At 67.8% G+C, this 22616-nt stretch carries 18 protein-coding genes; 5 read left to right on the forward strand and 13 right to left on the reverse strand.

The genetic code is table 11. The features are described 5' to 3' along the window. The 4 genes from msrP to EDC62_RS04405 form a co-directional block, all read right to left on the reverse strand. Nucleotides 1-1011, reverse strand: a complete 1011-nt coding sequence (msrP, locus tag EDC62_RS04390) for a protein-methionine-sulfoxide reductase catalytic subunit MsrP (RefSeq protein WP_124220819.1) — start codon at nt 1009-1011, stop codon at nt 1-3. A 194-nt stretch (nt 1012-1205) separates the two neighbouring features. After that, nucleotides 1206-2543, reverse strand: coding sequence for a c-type cytochrome biogenesis protein CcsB (gene ccsB, locus EDC62_RS04395; protein ID WP_124220822.1), 1338 nt, complete (start codon nt 2541-2543; stop codon nt 1206-1208). After that, nucleotides 2540-4696, reverse strand: coding sequence for a cytochrome c biogenesis protein ResB (locus EDC62_RS04400; protein WP_124220824.1), 2157 nt, complete (start codon nt 4694-4696; stop codon nt 2540-2542). Before EDC62_RS04400 ends, ccsB begins: the two co-directional genes overlap by 4 nt. A gap of 323 nt (nt 4697-5019) precedes the next feature. After that, nucleotides 5020-5637: a c-type cytochrome gene (locus EDC62_RS04405; RefSeq protein WP_124220827.1), complete on the reverse strand. Its 618-nt coding sequence runs from the start codon at nt 5635-5637 to the stop codon at nt 5020-5022. A 140-nt stretch (nt 5638-5777) separates the two neighbouring features. Here EDC62_RS04405 and yihA point away from each other — a divergent pair, with 140 nt between their 5' ends. Next, nucleotides 5778-6443 (forward strand): ribosome biogenesis GTP-binding protein YihA/YsxC, encoded by a 666-nt coding sequence (yihA, locus tag EDC62_RS04410; RefSeq protein WP_124220829.1) that lies wholly within the window; start codon nt 5778-5780, stop codon nt 6441-6443. 56 nt (nt 6444-6499) lie between these two features. Continuing rightward, the gene (locus EDC62_RS04415) at nt 6500-7417 is read left to right on the forward strand and encodes an alpha/beta fold hydrolase (protein WP_124220831.1); all 918 of its coding nucleotides are present in this window, start codon (nt 6500-6502) and stop codon (nt 7415-7417) included. An 80-nt stretch (nt 7418-7497) separates the two neighbouring features. Here the strand turns inward: EDC62_RS04415 and EDC62_RS04420 are convergent, their stop codons facing one another. Next, the gene (locus EDC62_RS04420) at nt 7498-8442 is read right to left on the reverse strand and encodes a lysophospholipid acyltransferase family protein (RefSeq protein ID WP_124220834.1); all 945 of its coding nucleotides are present in this window, start codon (nt 8440-8442) and stop codon (nt 7498-7500) included. Next, nucleotides 8429-9274: a lysophospholipid acyltransferase family protein gene (locus tag EDC62_RS04425; RefSeq protein ID WP_124220836.1), complete on the reverse strand. Its 846-nt coding sequence runs from the start codon at nt 9272-9274 to the stop codon at nt 8429-8431. The genes EDC62_RS04420 and EDC62_RS04425 overlap by 14 nt, the downstream gene beginning before the upstream one ends. Before the next feature lie 148 nt (nt 9275-9422). Between EDC62_RS04425 and metK the strand changes: the two genes are divergently transcribed. Next, complete coding sequence (gene metK, locus EDC62_RS04430) at nt 9423-10604, forward strand: methionine adenosyltransferase (protein ID WP_124220838.1); 1182 nt, start codon at nt 9423-9425, stop codon at nt 10602-10604. Nucleotides 10605-10956: 352 nt separating this feature from the next. Here the strand turns inward: metK and EDC62_RS04435 are convergent, their stop codons facing one another. Both EDC62_RS04435 and EDC62_RS04440 read right to left on the reverse strand, forming a co-directional pair. Further along, a complete protein-coding gene (locus EDC62_RS04435; protein WP_124220840.1) occupies nt 10957-12075 on the reverse strand; it encodes a PilT/PilU family type 4a pilus ATPase in 1119 nt (372 codons plus the stop codon). A gap of 124 nt (nt 12076-12199) precedes the next feature. Beyond that, a complete protein-coding gene (locus EDC62_RS04440) occupies nt 12200-13378 on the reverse strand; it encodes an alkane 1-monooxygenase (protein ID WP_124220842.1) in 1179 nt (392 codons plus the stop codon). A 251-nt stretch (nt 13379-13629) separates the two neighbouring features. Between EDC62_RS04440 and EDC62_RS04445 the strand changes: the two genes are divergently transcribed. Further along, a complete protein-coding gene (locus EDC62_RS04445) occupies nt 13630-14094 on the forward strand; it encodes a CZB domain-containing protein (protein ID WP_124220844.1) in 465 nt (154 codons plus the stop codon). A gap of 49 nt (nt 14095-14143) precedes the next feature. On the opposite strand, the gene EDC62_RS04450 is transcribed toward EDC62_RS04445, so the two are convergent. Continuing rightward, nucleotides 14144-14824 (reverse strand): NAD(P)H-dependent oxidoreductase, encoded by a 681-nt coding sequence (locus EDC62_RS04450; RefSeq protein ID WP_124220847.1) that lies wholly within the window; start codon nt 14822-14824, stop codon nt 14144-14146. Nucleotides 14825-14960: 136 nt separating this feature from the next. Here EDC62_RS04450 and EDC62_RS04455 point away from each other — a divergent pair, with 136 nt between their 5' ends. Further along, a complete protein-coding gene (locus EDC62_RS04455) occupies nt 14961-15860 on the forward strand; it encodes a LysR family transcriptional regulator (protein WP_124220849.1) in 900 nt (299 codons plus the stop codon). A 30-nt stretch (nt 15861-15890) separates the two neighbouring features. On the opposite strand, the gene EDC62_RS04460 is transcribed toward EDC62_RS04455, so the two are convergent. The 4 genes from EDC62_RS04460 to EDC62_RS04475 form a co-directional block, all read right to left on the reverse strand. Beyond that, nucleotides 15891-16283 carry a VOC family protein gene (locus EDC62_RS04460; protein ID WP_124220851.1) on the reverse strand — a complete coding sequence of 131 codons (393 nt, stop codon included), beginning with the start codon at nt 16281-16283 and terminating at the stop codon, nt 15891-15893. Nucleotides 16284-16539: 256 nt separating this feature from the next. Continuing rightward, nucleotides 16540-19884 carry an error-prone DNA polymerase gene (locus EDC62_RS04465; protein ID WP_124220854.1) on the reverse strand — a complete coding sequence of 1115 codons (3345 nt, stop codon included), beginning with the start codon at nt 19882-19884 and terminating at the stop codon, nt 16540-16542. Further along, entirely contained in the window at nt 19881-21419 is a 1539-nt protein-coding gene (locus EDC62_RS04470; protein ID WP_124220856.1) for a DNA polymerase Y subunit UmuC family protein, read from the reverse strand. Before EDC62_RS04470 ends, EDC62_RS04465 begins: the two co-directional genes overlap by 4 nt. A 9-nt stretch (nt 21420-21428) precedes the next feature. Further along, nucleotides 21429-22457, reverse strand: coding sequence for a hypothetical protein (locus EDC62_RS04475; RefSeq protein ID WP_124220858.1), 1029 nt, complete (start codon nt 22455-22457; stop codon nt 21429-21431). Between the last annotated feature and the right edge of the window lie 159 nt (nt 22458-22616).

Consider the following 22616-nt stretch of genomic DNA (forward strand, 5'->3'; position numbering starts at 1 on the left):
TCAGAAATTCACCTTCAGGTCCATGCCCGCGTAGAGACTCGCCACCTGCGCCTCGTAGCCGTTGAACAGCAGCGTTTTGCGCTTCTTGGCAAACAAGCCGTCCTCGCCGATGCGCCGCTCGGTCGCCTGGCTCCAGCGCGGGTGATCGACATTGGGGTTCACGTTCGAATAAAACCCGTACTCCTGCGGCGCAGCCCGGCCCCAGGCGGTGGCGGGTTGGCGCTCGGTAAAGCGGATGCGCACGAGGCTCTTGGCGCTCTTGAAGCCGTATTTCCAGGGCACGACCAGGCGCAGCGGCGCGCCGTTTTGCTTGGGTAACACTTCACCGTACATGCCGAACGCGAGCATGGTGAGCGGATGCAGGGCCTCGTCGAGCCGCAGCCCCTCCACATAAGGCGAGTCGAGCACGCGCGAGCGCACGCCGGGCATCGTGGCCGGGTCGGCCAGCGAGGTGAACTCGACGTAGCGGGCACTGCCGAGCGGCTCGACGCGGCGGATCAGTTCGGCCAGCGAATAGCCGACCCACGGAATCACCATCGACCAACCCTCGACGCAGCGCAGCCGGTACACGCGCTCCTCCATCGGGGCGAGCTTGAGCAGGTCTTCGAGCGCCATGCGGCCGGGCTTTTTGACCAAGCCGTCGATCTCGACCGACCAGGGCGCGGTCTTGAGCGTGTGCGCCAGACGCGCGGGTTCGGCTTTGTCGGTGCCGAACTCGTAGAAGTTGTTGTAACTGGTCGCGTCCGCGGAGTCGGTGAGCTTTTCGAGCGTGACGGCACCGGGCAGCGCCGATCGCGTCGCCGCCAGCGCCGGCAGCTTTCCGGGCCGCGGCACGGCAGCACCGCCCCCCTGCGCGAGCGCATCGCGCGCCGCCCAGGACGCCAAGGCCGCGCCGGCCACCCCGGTGGCGAGCCGCGCAAGCCAAGCCCGTCGGTTCTCGACCAGCGCGCGTGGGGTGATTTCGCTGCTCAGCGGATGTTCGTATCCGCGGTCTTGGGTTCGAATCAACATGAGAAGCCTCCGGTGGGGATGCACATTTGTCGGGGTTCCATGCGAATTCTTTCAGGCTAGGCAAAAACAAAAACACCGTGGCGGAATGCCCCCACGGCGTGTGATCTCGCAACAGCCCCGCCGACCGCGCCCGAGTCAGAGGCTGAGAGGGAATTGGGCGTGCCCGTAGGGGCGCCCAATCCCCTCTCAGCCTCTCAGAGCGTGCCGTAGCTGTGCAGGCCGCTCAGGAACATGTTGACGCCGATGAACGCGAAGGTCGTCACCGCGAGGCCCACCAGCGCCCACCAAGCAGCGACCGTGCCGCGCAGGCCCTTCATGAGCCGCATGTGCAGCCAGGCGGCGTAGTTGAGCCAGACGATCAGCGCCCAGGTCTCCTTGGGGTCCCAGCTCCAGTAGCCGCCCCAGGCTTCGGCCGCCCACAGCGCGCCGAGCACGGTGGCGATGGTGAAGAACGCAAAGCCGACCGCGATGGCCTTGTACATCACGTCGTCGAGCACCTCGAGCGGCGGCAGGCGCTCGGCCAGGCGCTTGCGCGCGAGCAAAATGCCGCCGACGATCAGCGCGGAAATGCCGAAATACACCGCCCAATAGCTGCTCAGCCCCGAATTCGCGGCCATGGCGCTGGGCGACTGGCGAAAGACGATGGGCTCGAAACACAGCACGATGCCCAGCAGCAGCAGCGGCGCGAGCTTGTACCAGCGCGTCTCCGAGGCCGACTGCTTGATGAGGTAGGCAAACGCCACCATGGCTGACAGCGCGAAGGTGCCGTAGCCGATGAAATTCGCCGGCACGTGGATCTTCATCCACCAGCTCTTGAGCGCGGGCACGAGCGGCTGGATCTCCTGCGCTTCACGCACCAGCGTGTACCAGAGCAAAAAGCCCACCGCGGCGCTGACGACCAGCATCACGAAGGCGCCGAGCGCGCGCGTCTGGTATTGCGCTTCGTAATATAGATAGAAGAGGGTCGTGAGCCAGCAGAACAGCACGAACACTTCGTAGAGGTTGCTCACCGGGATGTGGCCGATATCCGGGCCGATCTGGTGGCTTTCATACCAGCGCACCATGGTGCCGATGAGCGCCATGGCCACCCCCACCCAGGCAATCTTCGAGCCCAGCCCCTCGAACACCTCGGCCTGGCTCTTGGCGAACATGCCCGCCCAGTAAAACGCGGTGCTCATGAAGAACAGCAAACACATCCACAGGATGGCCGACTGGCTGGAGAGGAAGTATTTGAGCCAGAACACCGAATCGGCACGCTTCAAGTCGCCCTGATAAGAGACGATGGCCAACAGCGAAGCGGCGGCCACCACCAGCATCAGGGTGCGCAGCGGCGCCCAGAACCAGCCGAGCCAAATCGCCAGCGGCGCGGCACACAGCAAGATGCCTTTTTCATAGACATCCATCGCGTGGCCGTAGCGCGCGAATGCGAAACCCGCGCCGCCCACCACGAGCAGCGCAAACAGCCAGTCGTAGAGCGTTCGCCGGCTGAAATAGCCCTCGTGCAGCGTCAAAGCCTCGGTGGCAGTGTTCATGGCTGGTCGTCCTTCCGGTTCAAGAGCTTGCGTTGGAGATCGTCAAAAATGCGGTCGGTATCGAGCATGCGACGATGGGTGGACATCGCGATACGCGCGCGGCTTCGCGCGCCTTCGCCGGCGCCGGCGACCGGCTCGAGCCAAACCCACAGCCGCCGCTCGCGCACGTACAGCATGGCAAAAACGCCGATGATGAGCAAGGCGCAACCGAGATAGACCACGGCCTTTCCAGGCGCGCGTGCGACCTGGAACACGCTGGCCTGCACCTGCTGGAAATCGACCAGTTGGAAGGCCATCGGCGCGGGATAAAACGCGAGGTCACTCAAAGCGAGCACGGCCAAGTTCATGTAGCGGCGCAAAGCGTCGTCGGCCTGCAGCGGCGCGAGACCCGCGCGCTCGCGCGCCAGCGCCTGCAACTCGAACAGGCTGCCGTTGAGGATGCGCAGCAGCACCTCCCCGGCGCGCTCGCGCTCGGGTTCGGGCACGTTGGCTTCGAGAAAGTCGGAAATGGCCTGCAGGCCCGCCCCCCGGGTCCCTGCCTGAGGGTCGGCCCCGGCGAACAGCGCCAGCGTCCGTGCGGCCGACACTTCGAGCTGGCGGGCGACCTGCGGTTGCGCCGGGTCGACCGCGCGTGCCGCATAGCGGCGCACCGCCTCGGCGCGCATCGCCGGATCGGCCAGCGCATCGCGCAGCCGCAGGAAGCCGTCCATCGAGCCCTGGTCATCGGCGGGAATGCGCAAATAGCGCATGGGCTCGGCGGGCGTCTCGCGCACGCCGAGCAGAAACACGGGGACGCCATCGCCCGCATCGATGGGCAGCATGTAGTTGTTGAACTCACGCGCTTGGCCCGATGCGTCGCGCAGCTTGTAGCTGATGCTCGGGCCGACGTTGCGCAGGGTCTTGTTCGCCGAGGGCTTGCTGCCCGAGCCCAAATGTCGCGCCAGGGTGGACTGCAGATCGACCTTGCGCACATCGACGGCACCGTCCGAACCGCCCTCACGCCCGCCCAAATTTTCGACGTTGATGACGCGCAGGCCCGTGTATTCCAGCGTGAGCTTCTCGGCGTCGTCGCCCTGCCCTTTCGTCAGCTGCGACTTGCCACCGATGACGCCTTCGATTTCGAAGGGCCGCGTGGCCGCGCGCATCGGAATGGCCTTGAGCTTGACCCTCGATCCGCCGTCATCGAAGCTGGACTGATAGATTTCGATGCCCTTGTAGCTGGCGGGGTGGTTCACCTCCACTCGGGCTTCCTGTTTCTCGCCGGTGGCCTTGTCGTGTATGACGATGTCGCTCGCGAAGAGCTTGGGCATGCCGGTTTCGTAGTACTCGACGACGAATTTTTTGAGCTCGACCGCAAACGGCAGCTCTTGCAGCAAGATGCCATCGGACTGGCTCAGGATGGCGGTGTCGCCGCTCGTCCCCTCGGCCACGAACAGGTTGCCGCGGAACGTGGGGTTGCGCTCGGACAGCCGGTGCTGCGCGGGCACGTCGGAAATCAAGCCGCCGCCGTTGTAGGGCGTTTTGCCGTTGAGCAGCATCTGAGCGCGAACGATCAGGTCCCCATCGAGCAGGCCACCCAGGCAGATCAGCACGATCGCACTGTGCGCGGCCAGATAACCGAGCTTGTTCGCCTGCCCGGCCTTGGCCGCGACCATCACGCCGGGGCCGTGGGCCGTCTCGCGCGGCTGCAGTCGCACCCTCCAGCCTTCCTGCACCAGTTGGCGGCCGATGCGCTCGGCGGCGGTCTGCGGCGGCTCGGGCAGCAGCGCTTCGGCGCGGTGATGAAAGGCCTGCAAGCTGGTTTCGCGCAGATCTTCCTTGTAGCTGCGCAGGTCGGAGAGGATTTTTGGGGTGTTGCGCGCGATGCACAGCGAGGTGCTCAACACGAGGAAAGCGAGGATCAGCAGGAACCACCAGGCGCTGTAAACCGAATAGAGGTCGATGCTGCGAAAGACCTCGGCCCAGAACGGACCGAACTGGTTCACATAGTTCGGGTAAGGCTCGTGCTGCTTGAGCACGGTGCCGATGACCGACGCGATGCAGATCACCGTCAGCAGCGAAATCGCAAATCGCATCGACGAGACCAGTTCCACCGCCGAACGCCAGGCGCGTGATCCAAACGAAACTTCGAGACCCTGGGTGGATACCGTCATGTTGGGCTGCCGACTGTCACTCAATGAACAAAAAAGGGCGGGGCTTCTTGCAAGCCCCGCCCTCGTGAGATGCGCCAGGCCCCAGAAAGTTCACGCCACGTTCCACGCGCGTGAAGCTTAGGGCGACACTAAACCAGTCCCTCGCGTGCCGCGCATCCCGGCAGCGGGCGGGCACGCAGCATCGCGAGAACTGATTCAGCGTCGCCTTAGGCCCGCAATATTAACGGCTGCTGATATAACCCTTCACACCGAACCTTTAAGCCACGCGGGAACGGCTCCCGGGATGGCAGGCGCGGCGCGCCCGCGGATGAATCCGCGCGGCCTCAATGCAAGCCGGCGATGTAGTCCGCCACGGCTTTCATTTCGCGGTCGTTCATCTTGGCCGCAACGCCGGTCATCTGCGCCGAGTTGGTCCGCACGCCGTCGCGGAAGGCCTGCAATTGGGACACCGAATAATCGGCATGCTGGCCAGCCAGACGCGGGTACTGAACCGGAATGCCCGAGCCGTTGGGGCTGTGGCAGCCGGCACAGGCGGCAATCTGGCGGTCGGCGATGCCGCCGCGATAGATGCGCTCACCGATGAGCAGCGTGTCTTTGTTCTTGGCGGCTCCAGGCTGCGCCTTCTGGCTGGCGAGCCAATAGGCGATGTTGCGCATGTCGTCCTCACTCAGCGATGCGACCATGCCGCTCATGATGGCATTGGCACGCTTGCCCGATTTGAACTCCACCAGTTGTTTGTAGAGGTACTGCGGATGCTGGCCCGCGAGCTTCGGATAGGCGGGCGTCGGCGCATTGCCATCGGCACCATGGCAGGCCGCGCACACGGCGGCATAGCTGGCCTGGCCCTTGGCCAGATCGGGCTTCGCGGGGGCTTTTTGCTCCGCAGCCCAAACCGGGGCGGCGAGCGCAGCGAACAGCAGGAGGGTGGTAATCGGCTTCATGGTGTGAGTTGGTATCGTGGAGCGCGAGCGGTCTTGATTCTACAATGCGGCCTTTACGTCCATAGGCGTTAGGATTTGATCCGACGCAACGGTCGTGAACCTGCCGGCAGCGTCCAACGCGGCATTTTTTCCTCACGCCCATGAACACCGCCGCCGCCACCGATCCCTCACTTCCGACCCCTGCCACTGCCTTGGGCTGGCTCCATACCGCGCGTTTCCTCACCACCGCGCCGGAGCTGAAGTTCCTGCCGCCGCTCGAGGTGCCCGAGATCGCCTTCGTCGGCCGCTCCAACGCCGGCAAGTCGACCTGCATCAACACGCTCACGCAGCAGCGGCAGTTGGCCTACGCTTCGCGCAAGCCTGGGCGCACGCAGCACATCAACCTGTTCACGCTCGGCAAGCAAGGCGTGACCGACGCGGTACTCGCCGACCTGCCGGGCTACGGCTATGCCGCTGTGCCGCTGGCGGACAAGCGGCGCTGGCAGCAGGTGATGGCCAATTACCTCGTGAGCCGCGCCAACCTCACGGGCGTGGTGCTGCTGATCGACCCCAGGCTGGGCGTGACCGAACTCGACGAGGTGCTGCTCGAAGTCATCCGCCCTCGGGTCGAAGAAGGCTTGAAATTCATGTTGCTTCTGACCAAGGCCGACAAGCTCACGCGATCCGAGCAGGCGCGTGCGCTGTCGATTGCGCGACTGCAGGCCGGCGGCGGCGAGGCGAGACTCTTCTCCGCGCTCAAGCGCCAGGGCATCGACGAGCTGGCTCTGAGCCTGTGGAGCTGGGCGCATCCGCAGCCCGCGGCTTGAGGCCGGGCGGACCAAGAAGCCGCTCGGGCGCCGCGATGGATCGAGGAGTGTTTGCGATGGTCGAGACCGAGCTTCGAACCCTGCCCCACGGCATCGAGCTGAGTTGCCGCAGCGCCGGTGCCGCGGGCCAACCGGTGCTGATGTTTTTGCACGGCTTTCCCGAGGCCGCCTTCGTTTGGGACGAGCTGCTGGTCGCATTTGCCGCACGGGGCTATCGCTGCATCGCGCCCAATCTGCGCGGCTACGCGGGCTCGAGCGCGCCGTCGGACGTCGCCGCCTACCGGGCCAAGCCCCTCGTCGCCGACCTCGCCGCGCTCGCAAAGATCGAAAGCCCGAATGCGCCGCTGGCCGCGCTGATCGCGCACGACTGGGGTGGCGCGCTGGCCTGGAACTTCGCCAATCAGCACCCCGAGCGGCTCGAGCGCCTGGTGATCCTCAACGCCCCGCATCCGGGCAGCTTTCTGCGCGAGTTGCAGCACAACCCCGCGCAACAGGCGGCGAGTGCCTACATGAACTTCTTCTGCCGGCCCGACGCCGAAGCCCTGCTGGCGGCCGACGACTACGCGCGGCTTTGGCCCTTCTTTACCAACATGGGCGCCTGCGCCGACCCCGCAGCACCCGATGGCCGGGGCTGGCTGAGCGAGGCGCTGCGTGAGCGCTACCGCGCCGTCTGGCGCCAGGGCCTGACCGGGCCGCTCAACTATTACCGGGCCTCGCCACTGCGCCCACCCAGCGCCGCCGACCCTGCCGCTGCGGCCGTCACGCTGCCGCCGGAGATGCTGCGCATCGACGTGCCCACCCTCGTGCTCTGGGGGCTCGCTGACACGGCGCTGCCGCCGGCGCTGCTCGACGGCCTCGAACACTGGGTGCCGCGACTCACCGTGCGCCGCCTACCGCGGGCCTCCCACTGGCTGCTGCACGAGCAGCCCGAAGCCGTTCGCGCACACATCGACGACTTCCTCGCGCGGCCTTGATGCTCTGCTTTTAAGAGCAAGCAACGACCATTTTACGCCGGCATTCCGGCAACAATACTGAAAACTTCCAAAACGAAGGCTCAGTAAACCCCCGGCTCGCCCGGCGGTCGGGTCTTGAAGCGCTTGTGCACCCAGTAGTACTGCTCGGGCATGGTGCGGATCCAGCCCTCGAGTTCGCGGTTCATGCGCGTGGTGTCGGCCACCACGTCGTCGGTCGGGAAGTCTTGCCAGGGCGGCATCACCTGCACCGTGTAGCCGCTGGGCGTCATGCGGGTGACCACCGGCACCACCTGCGCGCGCGCCAGCCGCGCAAAGCGCGACAGCGAGGGCACGGTGGCCGCGCTGACGCCAAAAAACGGCACGAAGATCGACTCTTCGGGGCCGAAATTCATATCGGGCAACAGATACAGCAGGCCACCTTTGCGCAGCGCCGAGACGAGCGACTTGACGCCGTCGCTGCGGTTGAAGAGCTGCACCTCGCCAAAGCGGCTGCGGCCCTGATGCAGCCAGGCATCGACGGCCGGGTTCGGCTGCGGCGTGTAGATGCTGAGCATGGGCCGCTGGAAGTTGAGCGTGAGCGCCATGCCGCCGGCGTCGAGCCCGTAGAAATGCGGCGCGAAGACCAGGGTCGGCTTCGGGTCGGCGAGCGCCTCGACCGCGCCCTCGAGCCGCACGCGCGCGCGCACCCGCTCGGCCGGCCCGTGCCACAGCCACGAGCGGTCCAGCCACGCCTGCGCAAAGCGCACGAACGTTTCGCGCGCCACCCGGCGGCGCTCGACCACCGGCCAGTGTGGAAAGCACAGCCGCAGGTTCACCATCACCACGCGCCGCCTGGGCACGGCCAGCACATACAGCACCTGCCCCAGCAGCCAGCCCAGCGCCCGCAGCCACGGCAGCGGAAGCGGCGCGATCAGGCGCATGAAGGCAATGCCCGGGTGGAAGCCCGCCGCGCGGCGCGTGGGCGCTGATGCGGGCTCTGGCGCCTTCGGTGCGGCCGCGTCGGGGGTGGGCTCAGGCGTCGTCATGGCGCAGTTCCTCACGCGGCGTCTTGTAGCGGGCGTAGGCCCACAGGTATTGCTCGGGGCAGCAGCGGATCAGGGTTTCCATCGCTGCGTTGATCTGCACGGCCGCCTGGGTGGCATCCTCGCTGAGGGGCGCGTTGAACGGCTCGACATGCACGACGTAGCCGGCCGCGCGCGGCAGCCGCTCGCCCCAGGCCAGCAGCAGCGCAGCGCCGCTTTGCCGCGCCAGACGCGCAGCCAGCGTCATGGTGTAGGCCGGTCGGCCGAAGAATGGCGCCCAGACGCCCAGGCCCTGCGGCGGCACCTGATCGGGCAGCAAACCGACCGCATGGCCCGCGCGCAGCGCCTTGAGCAACTGCTTGACGCCCGCGAGCGTGGCCGGGGCGGCAGCCAGCCCCTCGCGCGCGCGTGAGCGTGCCACCACCTCGCGCAGCGCCGCTTGGCGTGCGGGCCGAAACAGCACCGTGATCGGCCCATGGACGGGCGCAAAGCGCGCAGCATAGGCCTGCGCCGTCACCTCGAAGCAACCCAGGTGCGGCGTGAGAAACAACAGCCCGCGGCCGGCGGCCAGCGCCGCCTCGATATGTTCGGCGCCGTCCCAGCGTACCGGCACCGGGCGGCCAAACCATAGCCGCGGCAACTCAGCCACCATGCGCCCGGCGTGGGCCACCGCCGCGCGCACCTGAGCGAAGCGGTAGCCCGCCTGCGCCGCATGGTCGAGAAAACGACGCCGGTAGGTGGGCGAAGCCAGGAACACCAGCCAGCCCAAAGCCGCGCCCAGCGCATGCAGGGCACCGAGCGGCCAGCGCGACAACAACAGGAACCAGGAGGTCATTCGGGAGGAATAAAATGGCGTTCGTCGCTGAGTTAAATGAGCAACTTGCAGGGCGACGTAAAAAAACTCTGCTAAAGCGTTCGCCGAAGCTCCCGAGCCGACGGCAGCGCAACCCGCCGTCCACAGCCCACCTCAGGAGTTTATTCAAATGGCGAACGACTTTCTCTTCACGTCCGAATCGGTCTCCGAAGGCCACCCCGACAAGGTGGCCGACCAGATCTCGGACGCCATCCTCGACGCCATCTTGCGCCAAGACCCGCGCTCGCGCGTGGCCGCCGAAACCTTGTGCAACACGGGCCTCGTGGTGCTGGCCGGCGAAATCACCACCAACGCGCAGGTGGACTACATCCAGACCGCGCGCGACACCTTGAAGCGCATCGGCTACGACAACACCGAATACGGCATCGACTACAAAGGCTGTGCCGTGCTCGTCGCCTACGACAAGCAGAGCAACGACATCGCCCAGGGCGTGGACCAGGCCAGCGACGACCACCTCAACACCGGCGCGGGCGACCAGGGCCTGATGTTCGGCTACGCCTGCGACGAGACGCCCGAGCTCATGCCCGCGCCGATCTACTACGCGCACCGCCTGGTCGAGCGTCAAGCACAGCTGCGCAAGGACGGGCGCCTGCCCTTCCTGCGCCCCGACGCCAAGAGCCAGGTGACGATGCGCTACGTGGACGGCCGGCCGCACAGCATCGACACGGTGGTGCTGTCCACGCAGCACAGCCCCGACCAGAGCGAAACCCAGACCCGGATGAAGCCGAGCTTCATCGAAGCGGTGATCGAAGAAATCATCAAGCCCGTGCTGCCCAAGGAGTGGCTGCAGGGCACGAAATACCTCATCAACCCCACCGGCCGCTTCGTCATCGGTGGCCCGCAGGGCGACTGCGGCCTGACCGGCCGCAAGATCATCGTCGACACCTACGGCGGCGCCTGTCCGCACGGCGGCGGCGCCTTCAGCGGCAAGGACCCGACCAAGGTCGACCGTTCGGCGGCTTATGCCGGGCGCTACGTGGCCAAGAACATCGTCGCCGCGGGCCTCGCGCGGCAGTGTCAGATCCAGGTCGCCTATGCGATCGGCGTCGCGCAGCCGATGAACATCACCGTCTACACCGAAGGCACGGGCGTGATCCCCGACGCGCGCATCGCCGAAATCGTGCGGGAAGTCTTCGACCTGCGTCCCAAGGGCATCATTCAGATGCTCGACCTGCAGCGCCCGATCTACGAAAAAACCGCGGCCTATGGCCACTTCGGCCGCGAAGAACCCGAATTCACCTGGGAGCGCACCGACAAAGCCCAGATACTGCGCGATCTCGCTGGGCTGTAAGGGCAACGCTGAATAAGTTCCTGCGATGGCGCGCGCCCGGCCGCGGGGTGGGATGCGAGGCGCAAACCGCAGCCATAGCCCAAGCTATGGCGAGGATTTGCTTTCGACGAGACCGCCCGCCGCCGGGATGCGCGGCGCGCGAGGGACTTGTTCAGCGTTGCCGTAAGGTCCAGCGTTCGTGCCGGCGAGCCCTGGGCTTTGGGGCGAAGTTGATGTCCGCGCAGCGGACGTGAACGCAGACCACAAGGTCGCCGTGCTGCGCGACCTGGCCGGGCTCAAGTCTAGACTGCGCGGCATCCGTTCCCCCGGGCCGGTGCCCAGGGAGCCGGGTGCAGCGACGCCCTCAGACCCGTCAGAGACGCGGTGTCGGTGTGTCGACCTGAATTTTCAGGTCGTCGGTGGGCATCACGGCACCGTGGTGCAAGCGGATGCGCAAGGACAGATCGGTGCGTGAGTCGGCCTGGCTCAGCGCCTCATCCAGGCTGATGCGCCCGCTCACGTAGAGTTGGTAGAGCGACTCGTCAAAGGTCTGCATGCCTTGGGGGACGCTCTGCGCCATGGCGTCTTTGAGCTTGTCGATTTCGCCTTTTTGGATCAGGTCCGCGACATAGGCCGTATGCAGCAACAACTCGACCGCGGGCACGCGCTTGCCGTCCGTGCCGCGCAGCAGCCGCTGTGAGACGACCGCGCGGAGGTTGAGCGACAAATCGGTCAACACCTGCTGGCGCGCCGTTTCGGGGAAGAAGTTGACGATCCGGTCGATCGCTTGGTTGGCATTGTTCGCATGCAAGGTCGACAGACACAGGTGCCCGGTTTCAGCATAGGCAATCGCCTGTTGCATGGTTGCGCGGTCGCGGATCTCGCCGATCAGAATCACATCGGGCGCCTGACGCATCGCGTTTTTCAAGGCAGAGTCATAGTCGAGCGTGTCGAGCCCAATCTCGCGCTGGTCGACGATCGACTTCTTGTGCATGTGCAGGAACTCGATGGGGTCTTCGATGGTCAGGATGTGTCCGCTGCGGTTCTGATTGCGGTGGTCGATCATGGACGCCAAAGTCGTGGACTTGCCCGACCCCGTCGCCCCAACGACCAGCACGAGGCCACGCGGAATCAGGACGAGATCCTGAATGCGCGCGGGCAGATTCAGCGACGACAAAGGCGGCACCTGCATGGTGATGAAGCGGATGGCCATCGCCACGGTGCCGCGCTGGCGGTAAATGTTCACCCGAAAGCGCCCCACGTCGGGCAGCCCGATGGCAAGGTTCATCTCGAGGCTTGCCTCGAAAGCCTTTTGCTGCCGGTCGTTCATGACCGAATACGCCAGATCGTGAACCTGCGCCGCACCCAGCGGGGGCTGTTCGAGGTAGTGCGTCTCGCCGTTGATCTTGATGGCGGGTGGCGCGCCGGCGCTCAAAAACACATCCGAAGCTTTTTGTTCGGCCATGAGGCCAAGTAGCGTGCCGATTTCCATCTGCCCTCCAGCGTGTGCGCGTTATCGGTTGCCCTCGTGCGGGGAACTGTGGGCGGATTCTGGCACGGTTGATCCCACGAGCCCCGACCGGATCGCGCGCTGGAAAGGCAGCGCCGCCGGAGCGTCAGGCAGCAAGACCGTAGCGTTGCATCAAGGCTTCGCGGCGGGATGGGTCGAAGTTGATGCGCCGCGGGTCGTGGCCGACCGCGGCGAGCAGCCGTGGGTCCATCACGCGGAACCACAGCCACGGGATGTAGGCGAGCACGAACATGCCGAAATAGCCGCTGGGCAACTGTGGCGCGCTTTCGAAGTGGCGTAGGGATTGATAACGCCGACCGGGGTGCGCGTGGTGGTCCGAATGGCGCTGCAGGTGGAACAGCGCCCAGTTGGAAAACACATGGTTGCTGTTCCAGGAATGTCGCGGCGCCGGACGCTCATAACGGCCGTCGGGGCCCCGCAGCCGCAGCAACCCGTAGTGTTCGATGTAGTTGGCCGACGTGAGTTGGAAGTTCGCCCAGGCCGACATGGCGACGATGAAGGGCAGCACGCCCCAACCCAGCCACGCCACCAGAGCCACCCAAAGCGTGAGCGTCAGTAGCCCGGTTTGCAGGATTTCATTGCGCCAGGACCATGCCGGGTAGCCGTTGCGGCGCAGCCGGTCGGCCTCGAGCGCCCAGGCACGCCGGGCCGCGCCGGGCATCTCGCGCCAGACGAACCGCCAGATCGACTCGCCCATACGCGAAGAGGCCGGGTCTTCGGGCGTGGCCACGTCGCGATGGTGGCCGCGGTTGTGTTCGATGGAGAAGTGCCCATAGCCCGTGGGCGCGAGCACCAGGCGCGCCAGCCAGCGCTCGAGCCGCGTCGTCTTGTGGCCCAGTTCATGCCCGAGATTGATGCAAAAGCCGCCGATGGTGCCGCCGATCAAGACCATCGCCACCCAGCCGTGCCAGGGCAGCGCGTGACGCGCAACGAACCAGGCTTCGAACACGAAAGCCGCCCACAGCAGCGGCACCAGCGCCCAGGTGATGCGGCGGTAATACGGGTCGGCTTCGAGTTGTGGCACCGCCCACTCGGGCGGGTTGCTGCGGTCCGGGCCCAGCCAGGCGTCGATCAGGGGCACCAGCCCGTACAGCAGCAGCGCGGGCAGCCACAAGGTCCAGGCCTCGCCTGTCTGCAACCAGACGAGCGGCCCCGCGGCGACGAGCAATGGCACGGCCAGCGACAACAACCAGGCATAGCGCTTGCCGTCGCGCCAACGCAAGGGTGCAGGCGACGGTGCATCGAGCGCAGCATGGACAGACATTGCACACCTCCAAGACAGCCCACCGACTCAGTGTTGCCCTTGACCGTTCGCCACTCTGCGCCGAAGCCGCGGCCGGTGTCAATTGGGTGCAAACCCGATCGGGTGATTTCAAAAGCGCACGCCCGTGTGAACTCGGTCACGAAACCGTCATTGACTTGGAGCTGACGGATTGAACGCCTCTTACTGCACTGCAACAATTCATTTTTGGCCTGCCGGGCCGGGTTGATCACAGGTATTCAAAGGGCATCACGATGTTTGGATTTTTCAAGAGTTTCTTTGGCAACTCCGTCAACGATAGCCAGATCGCCGAGGAGGCCGCGCAAGCCATGGATGCGCTCGACATCCAGATGGCCAAGGCGGCGCATGAAAACTGGAAAATTCGTCTCCAGGCCTATCTCGACGGCGCGTCCACCGAAGATCTCAGTGCCGAAACCATTTGCTTCGACGACCGTTGTGACCTGGGCCAGTGGATCTACGGCCCCGGCCAGCAGCGCCTGGGGCGCTTTCCCGGCTTCACCGCACTCAAAGGCCATCACAAGATGTTCCACTATGCGGCCTCCAACGTCGTCGCGCTGGCCAAGGCCGGCCGCGAGGACGAGGCCCGCAAGATGCTAAACACGCAGTTCGCGGGCTTTTCCAAGAACGTCATCGCCGAGCTCGAGCAGCTCGAAGCCATCGTGACCGAGGTCAAGAAGATTCGTCGCAAGCGGGCTTGAGGACCATGGCCCAGGAGGCGCGCCGCCGTGGCGAGCCGCCCCTTCTCGATCAGTTCAGCTCGGTCACGAAGGCGCTGCGCGGGCGGCGCACTTTTTCGAGCTTGACGAGCCAGTCCTTTTTTTCGAGGCGATAGCCCAGCGGCAGCATCGCCACGCTGCGCAGGCCGCGCGCCCGCAGGTCGAGGATCTGGTCGAGCGCAGCGGGATCGAAGCCCTCCATCGGCGTGGCGTCCACGCCCTCGAAAGCGGCAGCCACCAGCGCCACGCCGAGCCCGATGTAGGCCTGGCGTGCTGCGTGTTGGAAGTTCAGCTCGGCACCCCGTTGCGGATAGGTGGCCAGCAGCATCTGGCGGTAGTTCTCCCAGCCTTCGTTCTTGAAGCCGCGAACCTCGTTGGTGAGGTCGAACATGTGGTTGATGCGCTCGGGCGTGTAGTCGTCCCAGGCCGCAAAGACGAGCAGGTGCGAGCCATCGGTGATCTGGGCCTGGTTCCAGGCGATCGGCCGGATCTGCTCGCGGATCGCCGGGTTCGTGACCACGATGATTTCATAGGGCTGCAGACCGCTCGAGGTCGGGGCCAGTCGCGCGGCCTCGAGGATGCGTTCGACCTTTTCGGCCGGCACGGGCTTGCTCGGGTCCATCGCCTTGGTGGCGTAACGCCAGCGCAGGCGTTCGAGCAGCGGTTCAGCGGTGGTGGCGGTCGAGGGGGTGGAAGACGAGAGAACGGGCATGAGAGATCCTTGAAAAACGGAAAACGACAGGTGCGGTCGGCACCTTGGCAGCCAATGTAGGGCTGGATTCACGCGTTGCATAGACCCAATGCGACACAATACTGTTGCCAATCAGGCAACAAAAGCGCGATCAACCATGCCCAACCCCCTGCACCTCGCGACCTTCGCCGCCATCGTCGACGCCGGCAGCATCAGCAAGGCCGCCGCGCGGCTGGGCTGCGGTAAGTCGGTCGTCTCCAGGCAGCTCGCGCGGCTCGAAGCCGAACTGGGTGCACGGCTGATCCAGCGCACCACGCGCACGCTGACGCTCACCGAAGTCGGCGAGGCGGTCTGGCTCGAAGCGCAGCAGATCGAGCGGTCTTTGAGCAACGTCGAGCAGATCGCCGGGCAGTTTCAGCAAGAGGTGCGCGGGCGGCTGCGCGTAACCTGCCCCCGCCCACTCGGCCAGCGTTACCTCGTACCGCTGGTGGCGGCGTTTTCGCGCGCCTACCCGAAGGTGGAACTGACGCTGCAGGTGGAAGACCGGCTGATCGACCTCGTGGCCGAGCAGATCGACGTGGCGCTGCGGGTGGCGCATCTCGAAGACTCGAGCCTGGTCGCGCGCAGAATCGCCGACAACCCGCGCGTGCTGGTCGCTGCGCCCCAATACCTCGAACACGCGCAAAGACCGCAGACGCCGCAGGACCTGGCGCAGCATCGCTGCCTGCTGTTCATGAGCGGCAACAGCGTCTGGGACAGCTGGACGTTTCAGCGAGATGGCAGCGCCATGACGGTGCGCGCGCAAGGCTCGATCCGCGTCAACGACGGCCTGTCGCTGGCGGCTTTGGCGTGCGCCGGTGCGGGCGTGGCGGTGATCGACCGGCTGCTGGTCGCTGCCGAACTGGCCAGCGGCGCACTCGTCGAGTTGCTGCCCGAGTACCGGCTCAACCCCGGCCCGCCGATCCACGCGGTGTACCCGGCCCGGAAATGGTTGCCGCTCAAAACCGCGGTGTTCCTCGAGTATTTGCAGGCGCACCTGTTCGAGGACGGAGTCTGACCCCGACGGCGCGATCGATGAAGGCCAGCCTTACTTCGGCCGGTACAGCGCGCAGAGCTTGTGGCCGTCAGGGTCGCGCACGTAGGCGAGGTAGAGCGCGCCGAGTTGGCCCTCGCGCAGACCGGGCGGGTCTTCGATCGACACGCCGCCGTGCGCGACGGCGGTGTCGTGGAATTGCCGGGCTTGCTCGGCGGATTCACATTTGAAGCCGAGGGTGAAGCCATTGGCGCAGGTCGCGGGCTCACCGTTGATGGGCTCGGTGATGCAGAAGGTCACGCCGCCGTGGCGGTAGAACAGCCGCATCTGGCCGGTCGCATTGCGGTTGCGCACGGCTTCGCCGACGCCGAGCACGCCGAGCACGGCGTCGTAGAACCGCTGGGATCGCTCGATGTCGTTCGATCCGATCATGACGTGGCTGAACATGCGTGGGTCTCCTCGGTGGGAAGGCAGAACATAGGGCAACGCTGAATCAGTTCCCGCGATGGTGCGCGCCCGGCGGCGGGATGATATGCGAGGCGCAAACCGCAGCCATAGCCGCAGCTATGGCGAGGATTTGCAACGAAGCAGACCGCCCGCAGCCGGGATGCGCGACGCGTGAGGGACTGGTTCAGCGTTGCCTTAGCGCGTGATTGTGACCGCAAGCGCTTACGCGTGCACGGCTGGGCGGGGTCGGCGGCGTTCAGCGGAAATCCCGGCTGCTGGGCGCGGTATCGGCGAGGCGGCCAAGCAGCGGTGTGAGGTCTTGCAGGTGGCCGGCGATGAGGTGACAGACGGCGCCGGGGCCGTTTGCGGGTTCGCGCTGCCACTGGCCGTAGACGGCGAGCAGTTGCGCGTGCAGCAGCGGTGCGCGCTGGCGTTCTTTGAGTGCGGGCCAGACGATGACGTTGACGGTGCCGGTTTCGTCTTCGAGCGTGAGGAAGGTCACGCCCTTGGCCGTGCCGGGGCTTTGCCGCATCGTGACGAGGCCGCAGGCGCGCACCAGGCGGCGGTGCGGCGCAGCTTGCAGCTCGGCGGCGGTGGCGAGCCGCCGCTCGGCCAGCTGCGGCCGCAGCAGCGCGAGCGGATGGCGGCGCAGCGTGAGGCCGGTGGCGGCGTAGTCGAACACGATGTCTTCGGCCTCGGGCGGAGCGCGCAGTGCCGCGGGTGCGGCCTCGTGGGCGGCTTCCTGCACCGGGGCCTGCCGCAACAGCGCAACGCCGCGGTGCGGGGCCACGGCGGCCCAGGTCTGCTGGCGACGGTGGCCGGCGAGCGTGGCGAGTGCGTCGGCGGCAGCGAGCCGGTCGAGCATGGCGGCGTCGAGCGCGGCGCGCTGCGCGAGGTCGGCCACGCTCTCGAACGGCCGCTGCCGGCGCGCGGCGACGATGCGCTGTGCTGCAGCCTCTGCTAGGCCGTTGACCTGCTGCAGGCCCAGGCGCACGGCGGGCTGTGCGCTCGATGAGGCGGCGGTCGGCGGCGGGGACGCGGGCTCTTCCAGCGTGCAGCTCCAGTCGCTGGCGCACACATCGACGGGCCGCACCTCGACACCGTGGCGGCGTGCGTCTTGCACGAGCTGGCTCGGGCTGTAAAAGCCGAGCGGCTGGCTGTCGAGCAAGGCGGCGAGGAAGCAGGCGCTCTCGTGGCATTTGAGCCAGGCGCTGGCCCACACCAGCAGCGCGAAGCTCGCGGCGTGGCTCTCGGGAAAGCCGTATTCACCAAAGCCCTCGATCTGCGCGAACAGGCTCTGGGCATAGGCCGCGCTGTAGCCACGCGCGAGCATGCCGCCGACGATGCGCTCGTAAAACGCCTGCACGCCGCCCTTGCGCTTCCACGCCGCCATGGCGCGGCGCAGGCTGTCGGCTTCGCCCGCGGTAAAACCCGCGGCGAGCATGGCGATCTGCATGACCTGCTCTTGAAACAACGGCACGCCCAGCGTGCGCGCGAGCGCCTCGCGCAGCGCGGGGTGCTCGTCGCGGACAGGCTCGAGGCCCTGACGACGCCGCAGGTAGGGGTGGACCATGCCGCCTTGGATCGGGCCGGGGCGCACGATGGCGACTTCGATCACGAGGTCGTAGAAACAGCGCGGCTTCAACCGCGGCAGCATGCTCATCTGCGCGCGGCTTTCGATCTGGAACACGCCCACGGTGTCGGCCGCGCCGATCATGGCCCAGGTGGCGGGGCAGTCGGCGGGTATGTCTTGCAGACGGAAGGGCGCGCCGCGGCGTTCGCTGACGAGTTCGAGACAGCGGCGGATGGCGCTGAGCATGCCCAGCGCGAGGACGTCGACCTTCATGAGGCCGAGCGCGTCGAGGTCGTCCTTGTCCCACTGGATGACGGTGCGGCCGGGCATGGCGGCGTTTTCCACCGGCACGAGTTCGGTGATGGCACCGTCGGTGAGCACGAAGCCGCCCGGGTGCTGCGAGAGGTGGCGCGGCAGACCCAGCAGTTCGGCGCTGAGCGCGAGCCACAGCTCGAGCCGCGCGGGCGGCACCGGCGGCGCGGCGGGGCCGAGGCGCTGCAGCGTGTCGGCCAGGCGCTGGGCGCAGACTTCGCGCGCATACAGCGGCGGGTGCTCGCGTGCGAAGGCGGCGATCAGCGCTTCGGGCAGGCCCAGCGCCGCGCCCACCGCGCGCAGCGCGCTGCGCGGCCGCCAGGCGATGGCGACTGCGGTGAGGGCGGCGCGGTCGCGGCCGTATTTGGCGTAGAGGTACTGGATGACCTCCTCGCGGCGCTGGTGTTCGAAATCGACGTCGATGTCGGGCGGCTCGTTGCGCTCGCGGCTGATGAAGCGCTCGAACAAGGTGTTCATGCGCGCGGGGTCCACCTCGGTGATGCCCAGGCAATAGCACACGGCCGAGTTCGCCGCCGAGCCGCGCCCCTGGCACAGAATGCCGCGGCTGCGCGCAAAGCGCACCAGGTCGTGCACGGTGAGGAAATACATCTCGTAGCCGAGCTCCTCGATCAGCGCGAGCTCGTGCTCCAGCTGCGCCATGACCTTCTCGGGCACGCCCGCGGGGTAGCGCGTGGCCGCGCCCGCGAGCGTGTGCGCGCGCAGCGTCTGCGCCGGCGTGTGGCTCGGCAGCAGCGTCTCGCGCGGGTAGCGGTAGCGCAGCGCGTCGAGGCTGAAGTGGCAGCGCGCGGCGACTTCGAGCGTGGCCTCGAGCAGCGGCACGGGGTAGAGCGCGGCCAGCCGCAGCCGCGCGCGCAGATGCGCCTCGGCATTGGGTTCGAGCGCGCCACCACACTCGGCCAGCGGCCGGCCCAGCCGCACGGCGGTGAGCACGTCGAGCAGGGGTTTGCGCGCTCTGCGGTGCATGCGCACGTCGCCGGCGGCCACGAGCGGCACGCCGCTGGCCGCCGAGAGGGCTTCGAGCTCGCGCAGCCAAAGCGCGTCGTCGAGCTGGTGCAGCAGCTCCACCGCAAGCCAACAATGGGAACCAAATTCCCGCTTCGCCAGCGTCAAACGGTGCTGCAGTGCTTCCAAATCCAGAGCATGCCGATGCAGCCGCGCGGGCGCGAGGATGAGCTCGCACTGCGGCAGCCGCGCCGCCGTCACGTCGGCCCAGCGCACGCGGTACTGGCCCTTGGGGCAAGGCTGAACCGGTCCGTCGCGCGCCGCGCCGCCCGGGAACGGATGCAGCGTTGCCTTGGGCGCGGCGCGGCGCGCATCGGTGATGAAGCGGCACAGCGCCGCCCAGCCCACGGCGTCGCGCGCGAGCACGATGAGGTGCAACGCGGCCGCAGTCGGAGCGGAACCTGCTGCCTCTGCCGCCTCGACGGAGAGGACGAACTCGGCGCCGCAGAGCAGCTTCAAGCCGAGCTTCTTGGCCTCGGTGTGCGCCCGCACCAGGCCCGAGACGCTGCACTCGTCGGTGAGCGCCAGCGCCGCGTAGCCCAGCGCATGCGCCCGCGCAACCAGCTCCTCGGGCTGCGAGGCCGCCAGCCCGAAGCTGAAGGCGCTGCGGGCATGCAGCTCGGCATAGCCGGGCAGCGGCGGGTGCAGGCGCGAGGCCGAAGGCTGGGGGTCGGTGGGTGCCCAGAGGCTCATCCGAAAAACCCGTGCAAAAACCACTGCGCTTGCTCACCGGCGTCGGCATCGGTGTGCGCGCGGTGGCGGCGGCGCTCGCGGAACACCCACACCAGGCCAGCGCCGGGGCTCTCGGCGATGAAGTAGTCGCGCTGGGCCACCAGGGCCTGCGGGTCGGGTGCGGCTGCTGCGGCGTCCCAGCGCAAGGCCTCGATGCGCTGCGGCCCCACGCGCAGCTCAAGCGGCCCCTGGTACAGCGGCCGCTCGCCGCGCAGCGCCAGCCGCAGCGGGCGCTCGAGCAGCCAGGACGGCAGCAACGCAGCCGGCATCGCCGAGCCGCATTCCGGCGTGCCGTTTTTGGCGGTCTTTCCTGGGTAGGCCAGCGAAAACTGGACTTTGGTTGCTCTGTTTTTAGAAGCATCGGCCGGCACCCAGCGCTGCATGGCTTCGGGCCGGGGGTCGGCCTCGCGCTGCACGCGCAGCACCGCACCGGCGCCCAGCCGCGCGGACAGGCGCTCGGTCAGCGCGTGCCAGGCCAGCGCGTCGGCACGCTCGCCCGCCGCCAACGGCAACAGGCTCTCGCTGGCCGTGGAGAGCGGCGCGGTTCTCCGCACGCGCAACCGCACGCGCTGCACCGGCGCAGGCCAGACGACGCGCGCCAGATGCTCGGCCAGCAGCCGCTCGATGTGCTCGAGGTCGGCGGTCGGCTCGGCGGTGCGCAGCGGCAGACGGCCTTGCACCGGGCCGTCACGTCGGCGGTCGTGCTGCCAGATGAGTTCGAGCGCCAACACCCCCTGCGTGCGGGCGCACAGCCAGGCCCGCAGTTGCGCGAGCAGGCCCTGCGCGTGGGTCAGCAGCGCCGGCGCCGACTCGAGCGCAAACGGCAGTTCGACCGCCTCGTCGAAGCGCTCGGGCAGCACCAGCCATGGCAGCACCGTCGGCCGCAAACCCCAAGCCTGATCGAGCGCCTCGAGCAAAGCCGGCCCCAAGCGCCGTGCCAGCGCCGCCCGGGGCAAAGCACGCAGTTCGCCCCAGCTGCGGCAGCCCAGCCGCGCCAGCGTGTCCAGATGCGGCCGCGCCGCCGCCAGCGCCGCCAGCGGCAAAGCCTCGGGCGCGACGCGGGCGCCGCACTCGATCGCCGGCGCCGACCCCGCATCGTCCACCGGAGCGATCGGCGGCATGTCGAGTCGCCCAACCGCTATCCAAACCGTAGCGCCTTGCGCCCATTTCATGCCGGGAATCGGCGGAATTTCCTCAAAAAACCGCCGAATCAAGGCGGCGCGGCCGCCAAACAGCCGCTCGCTCGCGGCGATCTCCAACACCAGCGTGCGCGCCGCCGCATCGCCCGAGCGGGCCTGTGCGCGGCGGCGCCTGGGCGCCGGTGTGGACGGGGAAGCGGTGGCCGGGTTGGGCGCTGCATCCTCCACCCAGGCCACGCGCGGCGTGAAGCGCAGCGCATGCCAAGCCAGCAACCGGTCGACCCCAGCCGGCAACGCCTCCGCCTCGTCTGCGGCGGGCCGCCGCAGCGCCAGCCAATGCTCGCTCGGTCGGGTCATGGCCAACCCTCATGCCAGGGCAAGCGGCTGCGGCGACCCGCCCGGCCCCGCGGACACGGACGCCGGCAAGGACTCGGTGGCCGGCGCAGCGACGGGTGCCGGCATGGGAGCGGAAGCAGTTGTGGGAGTGGGAGCGGTCACGGCCCCGCGCGCCATCCCGGCGCGCAGCCGCGCCCGGTACACCGGTTGCGCCGCCAGCAAAGCCTGCAAGCGCGCCGGAAAGCGGGGCAGCCCCAGCGGCTCGGCCAGCGGCGGCCCGCGCCGCTTGAGCAGTTGCACGCGCAGCCGCTCGTCGCCCTCGGCCTGCACCGCCAGCCGCAGCACCGCGCAGCTCGGCGCAGCCTGCGCCGCCTCGGGACGCAGCGCGACGAGCAGCCGGCCGCTGCCCTGCGCGGCCAGATGCAAGCGACGCAGCAGCAGGGCCTCGGACGGTGGTTCGGCAACGCGGCGGGCACGCGGCGGCTGGGGTGAGGCCGACGGCGGTGTCGGCACCGGCATCGCCACCGCGTCCTCCGCAGCCCCGTCACCGGCCGCCCCTGCGAACAGCGGCCCATGCAACCACAGCAACACCGCGCCCACTTCGGCGCAGCCCAGCGCCTGCCGGGCCGCCCAGGCACGCTCGACCGGCGTGCGCGCACGCACCCACAGCAAACGCTGCGCCGCGATGCCCTGCGCCTCGAGCGCCGGCGCAAACGGCGGCAGCGGCGCGCCCACCAGCACCACCGCGCCGTCGAGGGCCGACAGCGCGGGCGCGAGCAGCCGCCACAGCGCCTGCGTGGGCGCGCGCTGCAGCACCTCGACCAAAGCCCCCAGCGGCCACCCCCCACCGGGCAGCACCGCATCCAGCGCCGCGTGCCCCGTGGCACACACCCGCACAGGGGCCGTACCCAAGGCATCGGCGCGCCACACATCGGGGCGCGTCCGCCAACCCTGCGGCGCGGCCTGCACTCCATCCACCGACGCAGCCAGGCCCGCCTCGCTCCCAGAGACCGGGGTCGACAGGCGCGAAGTCGGCGGGACAGGCGAAACGGCAGGCATATGCAGAATGGCGCGCTTGCGGCCCGCCCTGAAAACGGCCGGCCCAGGGCCATGGGACGAGCGGAAGCGAAAACGGTGTCAAAAGCGGGCCGAAAAACAAATCAACTGTATGTTTGTACAGTATAGATCGCTTCGACCGAAACGCAAACCCGCGCGCGA

Origin of the sequence: Tibeticola sediminis (assembly GCF_003843835.1) — a bacterium.
GTDB classification, from domain to species: Bacteria; Pseudomonadota; Gammaproteobacteria; order Burkholderiales; family Burkholderiaceae_C; genus Tibeticola; species Tibeticola sediminis.

Excerpts from the sequence above, each read along its gene's own strand:
- EDC62_RS04475 (WP_124220858.1), bottom strand. The coding sequence starts at position 22,457 with ATGCCTGCCGTTTCGCCTGTCCCGCCGACTTCGCGCCTGTCGACCCCG.
- EDC62_RS04460 (WP_124220851.1), bottom strand. The coding sequence starts at position 16,283 with ATGTTCAGCCACGTCATGATCGGATCGAACGACATCGAGCGATCCCAG.
- EDC62_RS04420 (WP_124220834.1), bottom strand. The coding sequence starts at position 8,442 with ATGACGACGCCTGAGCCCACCCCCGACGCGGCCGCACCGAAGGCGCCA.
- metK (WP_124220838.1), top strand. The coding sequence starts at position 9,423 with ATGGCGAACGACTTTCTCTTCACGTCCGAATCGGTCTCCGAAGGCCAC.
- msrP (WP_124220819.1), bottom strand. The coding sequence starts at position 1,011 with ATGTTGATTCGAACCCAAGACCGCGGATACGAACATCCGCTGAGCAGC.
- EDC62_RS04425 (WP_124220836.1), bottom strand. The coding sequence starts at position 9,274 with ATGACCTCCTGGTTCCTGTTGTTGTCGCGCTGGCCGCTCGGTGCCCTG.
- EDC62_RS04450 (WP_124220847.1), bottom strand. The coding sequence starts at position 14,824 with ATGCCCGTTCTCTCGTCTTCCACCCCCTCGACCGCCACCACCGCTGAA.
- EDC62_RS04440 (WP_124220842.1), bottom strand. The coding sequence starts at position 13,378 with ATGTCTGTCCATGCTGCGCTCGATGCACCGTCGCCTGCACCCTTGCGT.
- EDC62_RS04455 (WP_124220849.1), top strand. The coding sequence starts at position 14,961 with ATGCCCAACCCCCTGCACCTCGCGACCTTCGCCGCCATCGTCGACGCC.
- EDC62_RS04400 (WP_124220824.1), bottom strand. The coding sequence starts at position 4,696 with ATGACGGTATCCACCCAGGGTCTCGAAGTTTCGTTTGGATCACGCGCC.
- ccsB (WP_124220822.1), bottom strand. The coding sequence starts at position 2,543 with ATGAACACTGCCACCGAGGCTTTGACGCTGCACGAGGGCTATTTCAGC.
- EDC62_RS04470 (WP_124220856.1), bottom strand. The coding sequence starts at position 21,419 with ATGACCCGACCGAGCGAGCATTGGCTGGCGCTGCGGCGGCCCGCCGCA.
- EDC62_RS04405 (WP_124220827.1), bottom strand. The coding sequence starts at position 5,637 with ATGAAGCCGATTACCACCCTCCTGCTGTTCGCTGCGCTCGCCGCCCCG.
- EDC62_RS04465 (WP_124220854.1), bottom strand. The coding sequence starts at position 19,884 with ATGAGCCTCTGGGCACCCACCGACCCCCAGCCTTCGGCCTCGCGCCTG.
- EDC62_RS04445 (WP_124220844.1), top strand. The coding sequence starts at position 13,630 with ATGTTTGGATTTTTCAAGAGTTTCTTTGGCAACTCCGTCAACGATAGC.
- yihA (WP_124220829.1), top strand. The coding sequence starts at position 5,778 with ATGAACACCGCCGCCGCCACCGATCCCTCACTTCCGACCCCTGCCACT.
- EDC62_RS04415 (WP_124220831.1), top strand. The coding sequence starts at position 6,500 with ATGGTCGAGACCGAGCTTCGAACCCTGCCCCACGGCATCGAGCTGAGT.
- EDC62_RS04435 (WP_124220840.1), bottom strand. The coding sequence starts at position 12,075 with ATGGAAATCGGCACGCTACTTGGCCTCATGGCCGAACAAAAAGCTTCG.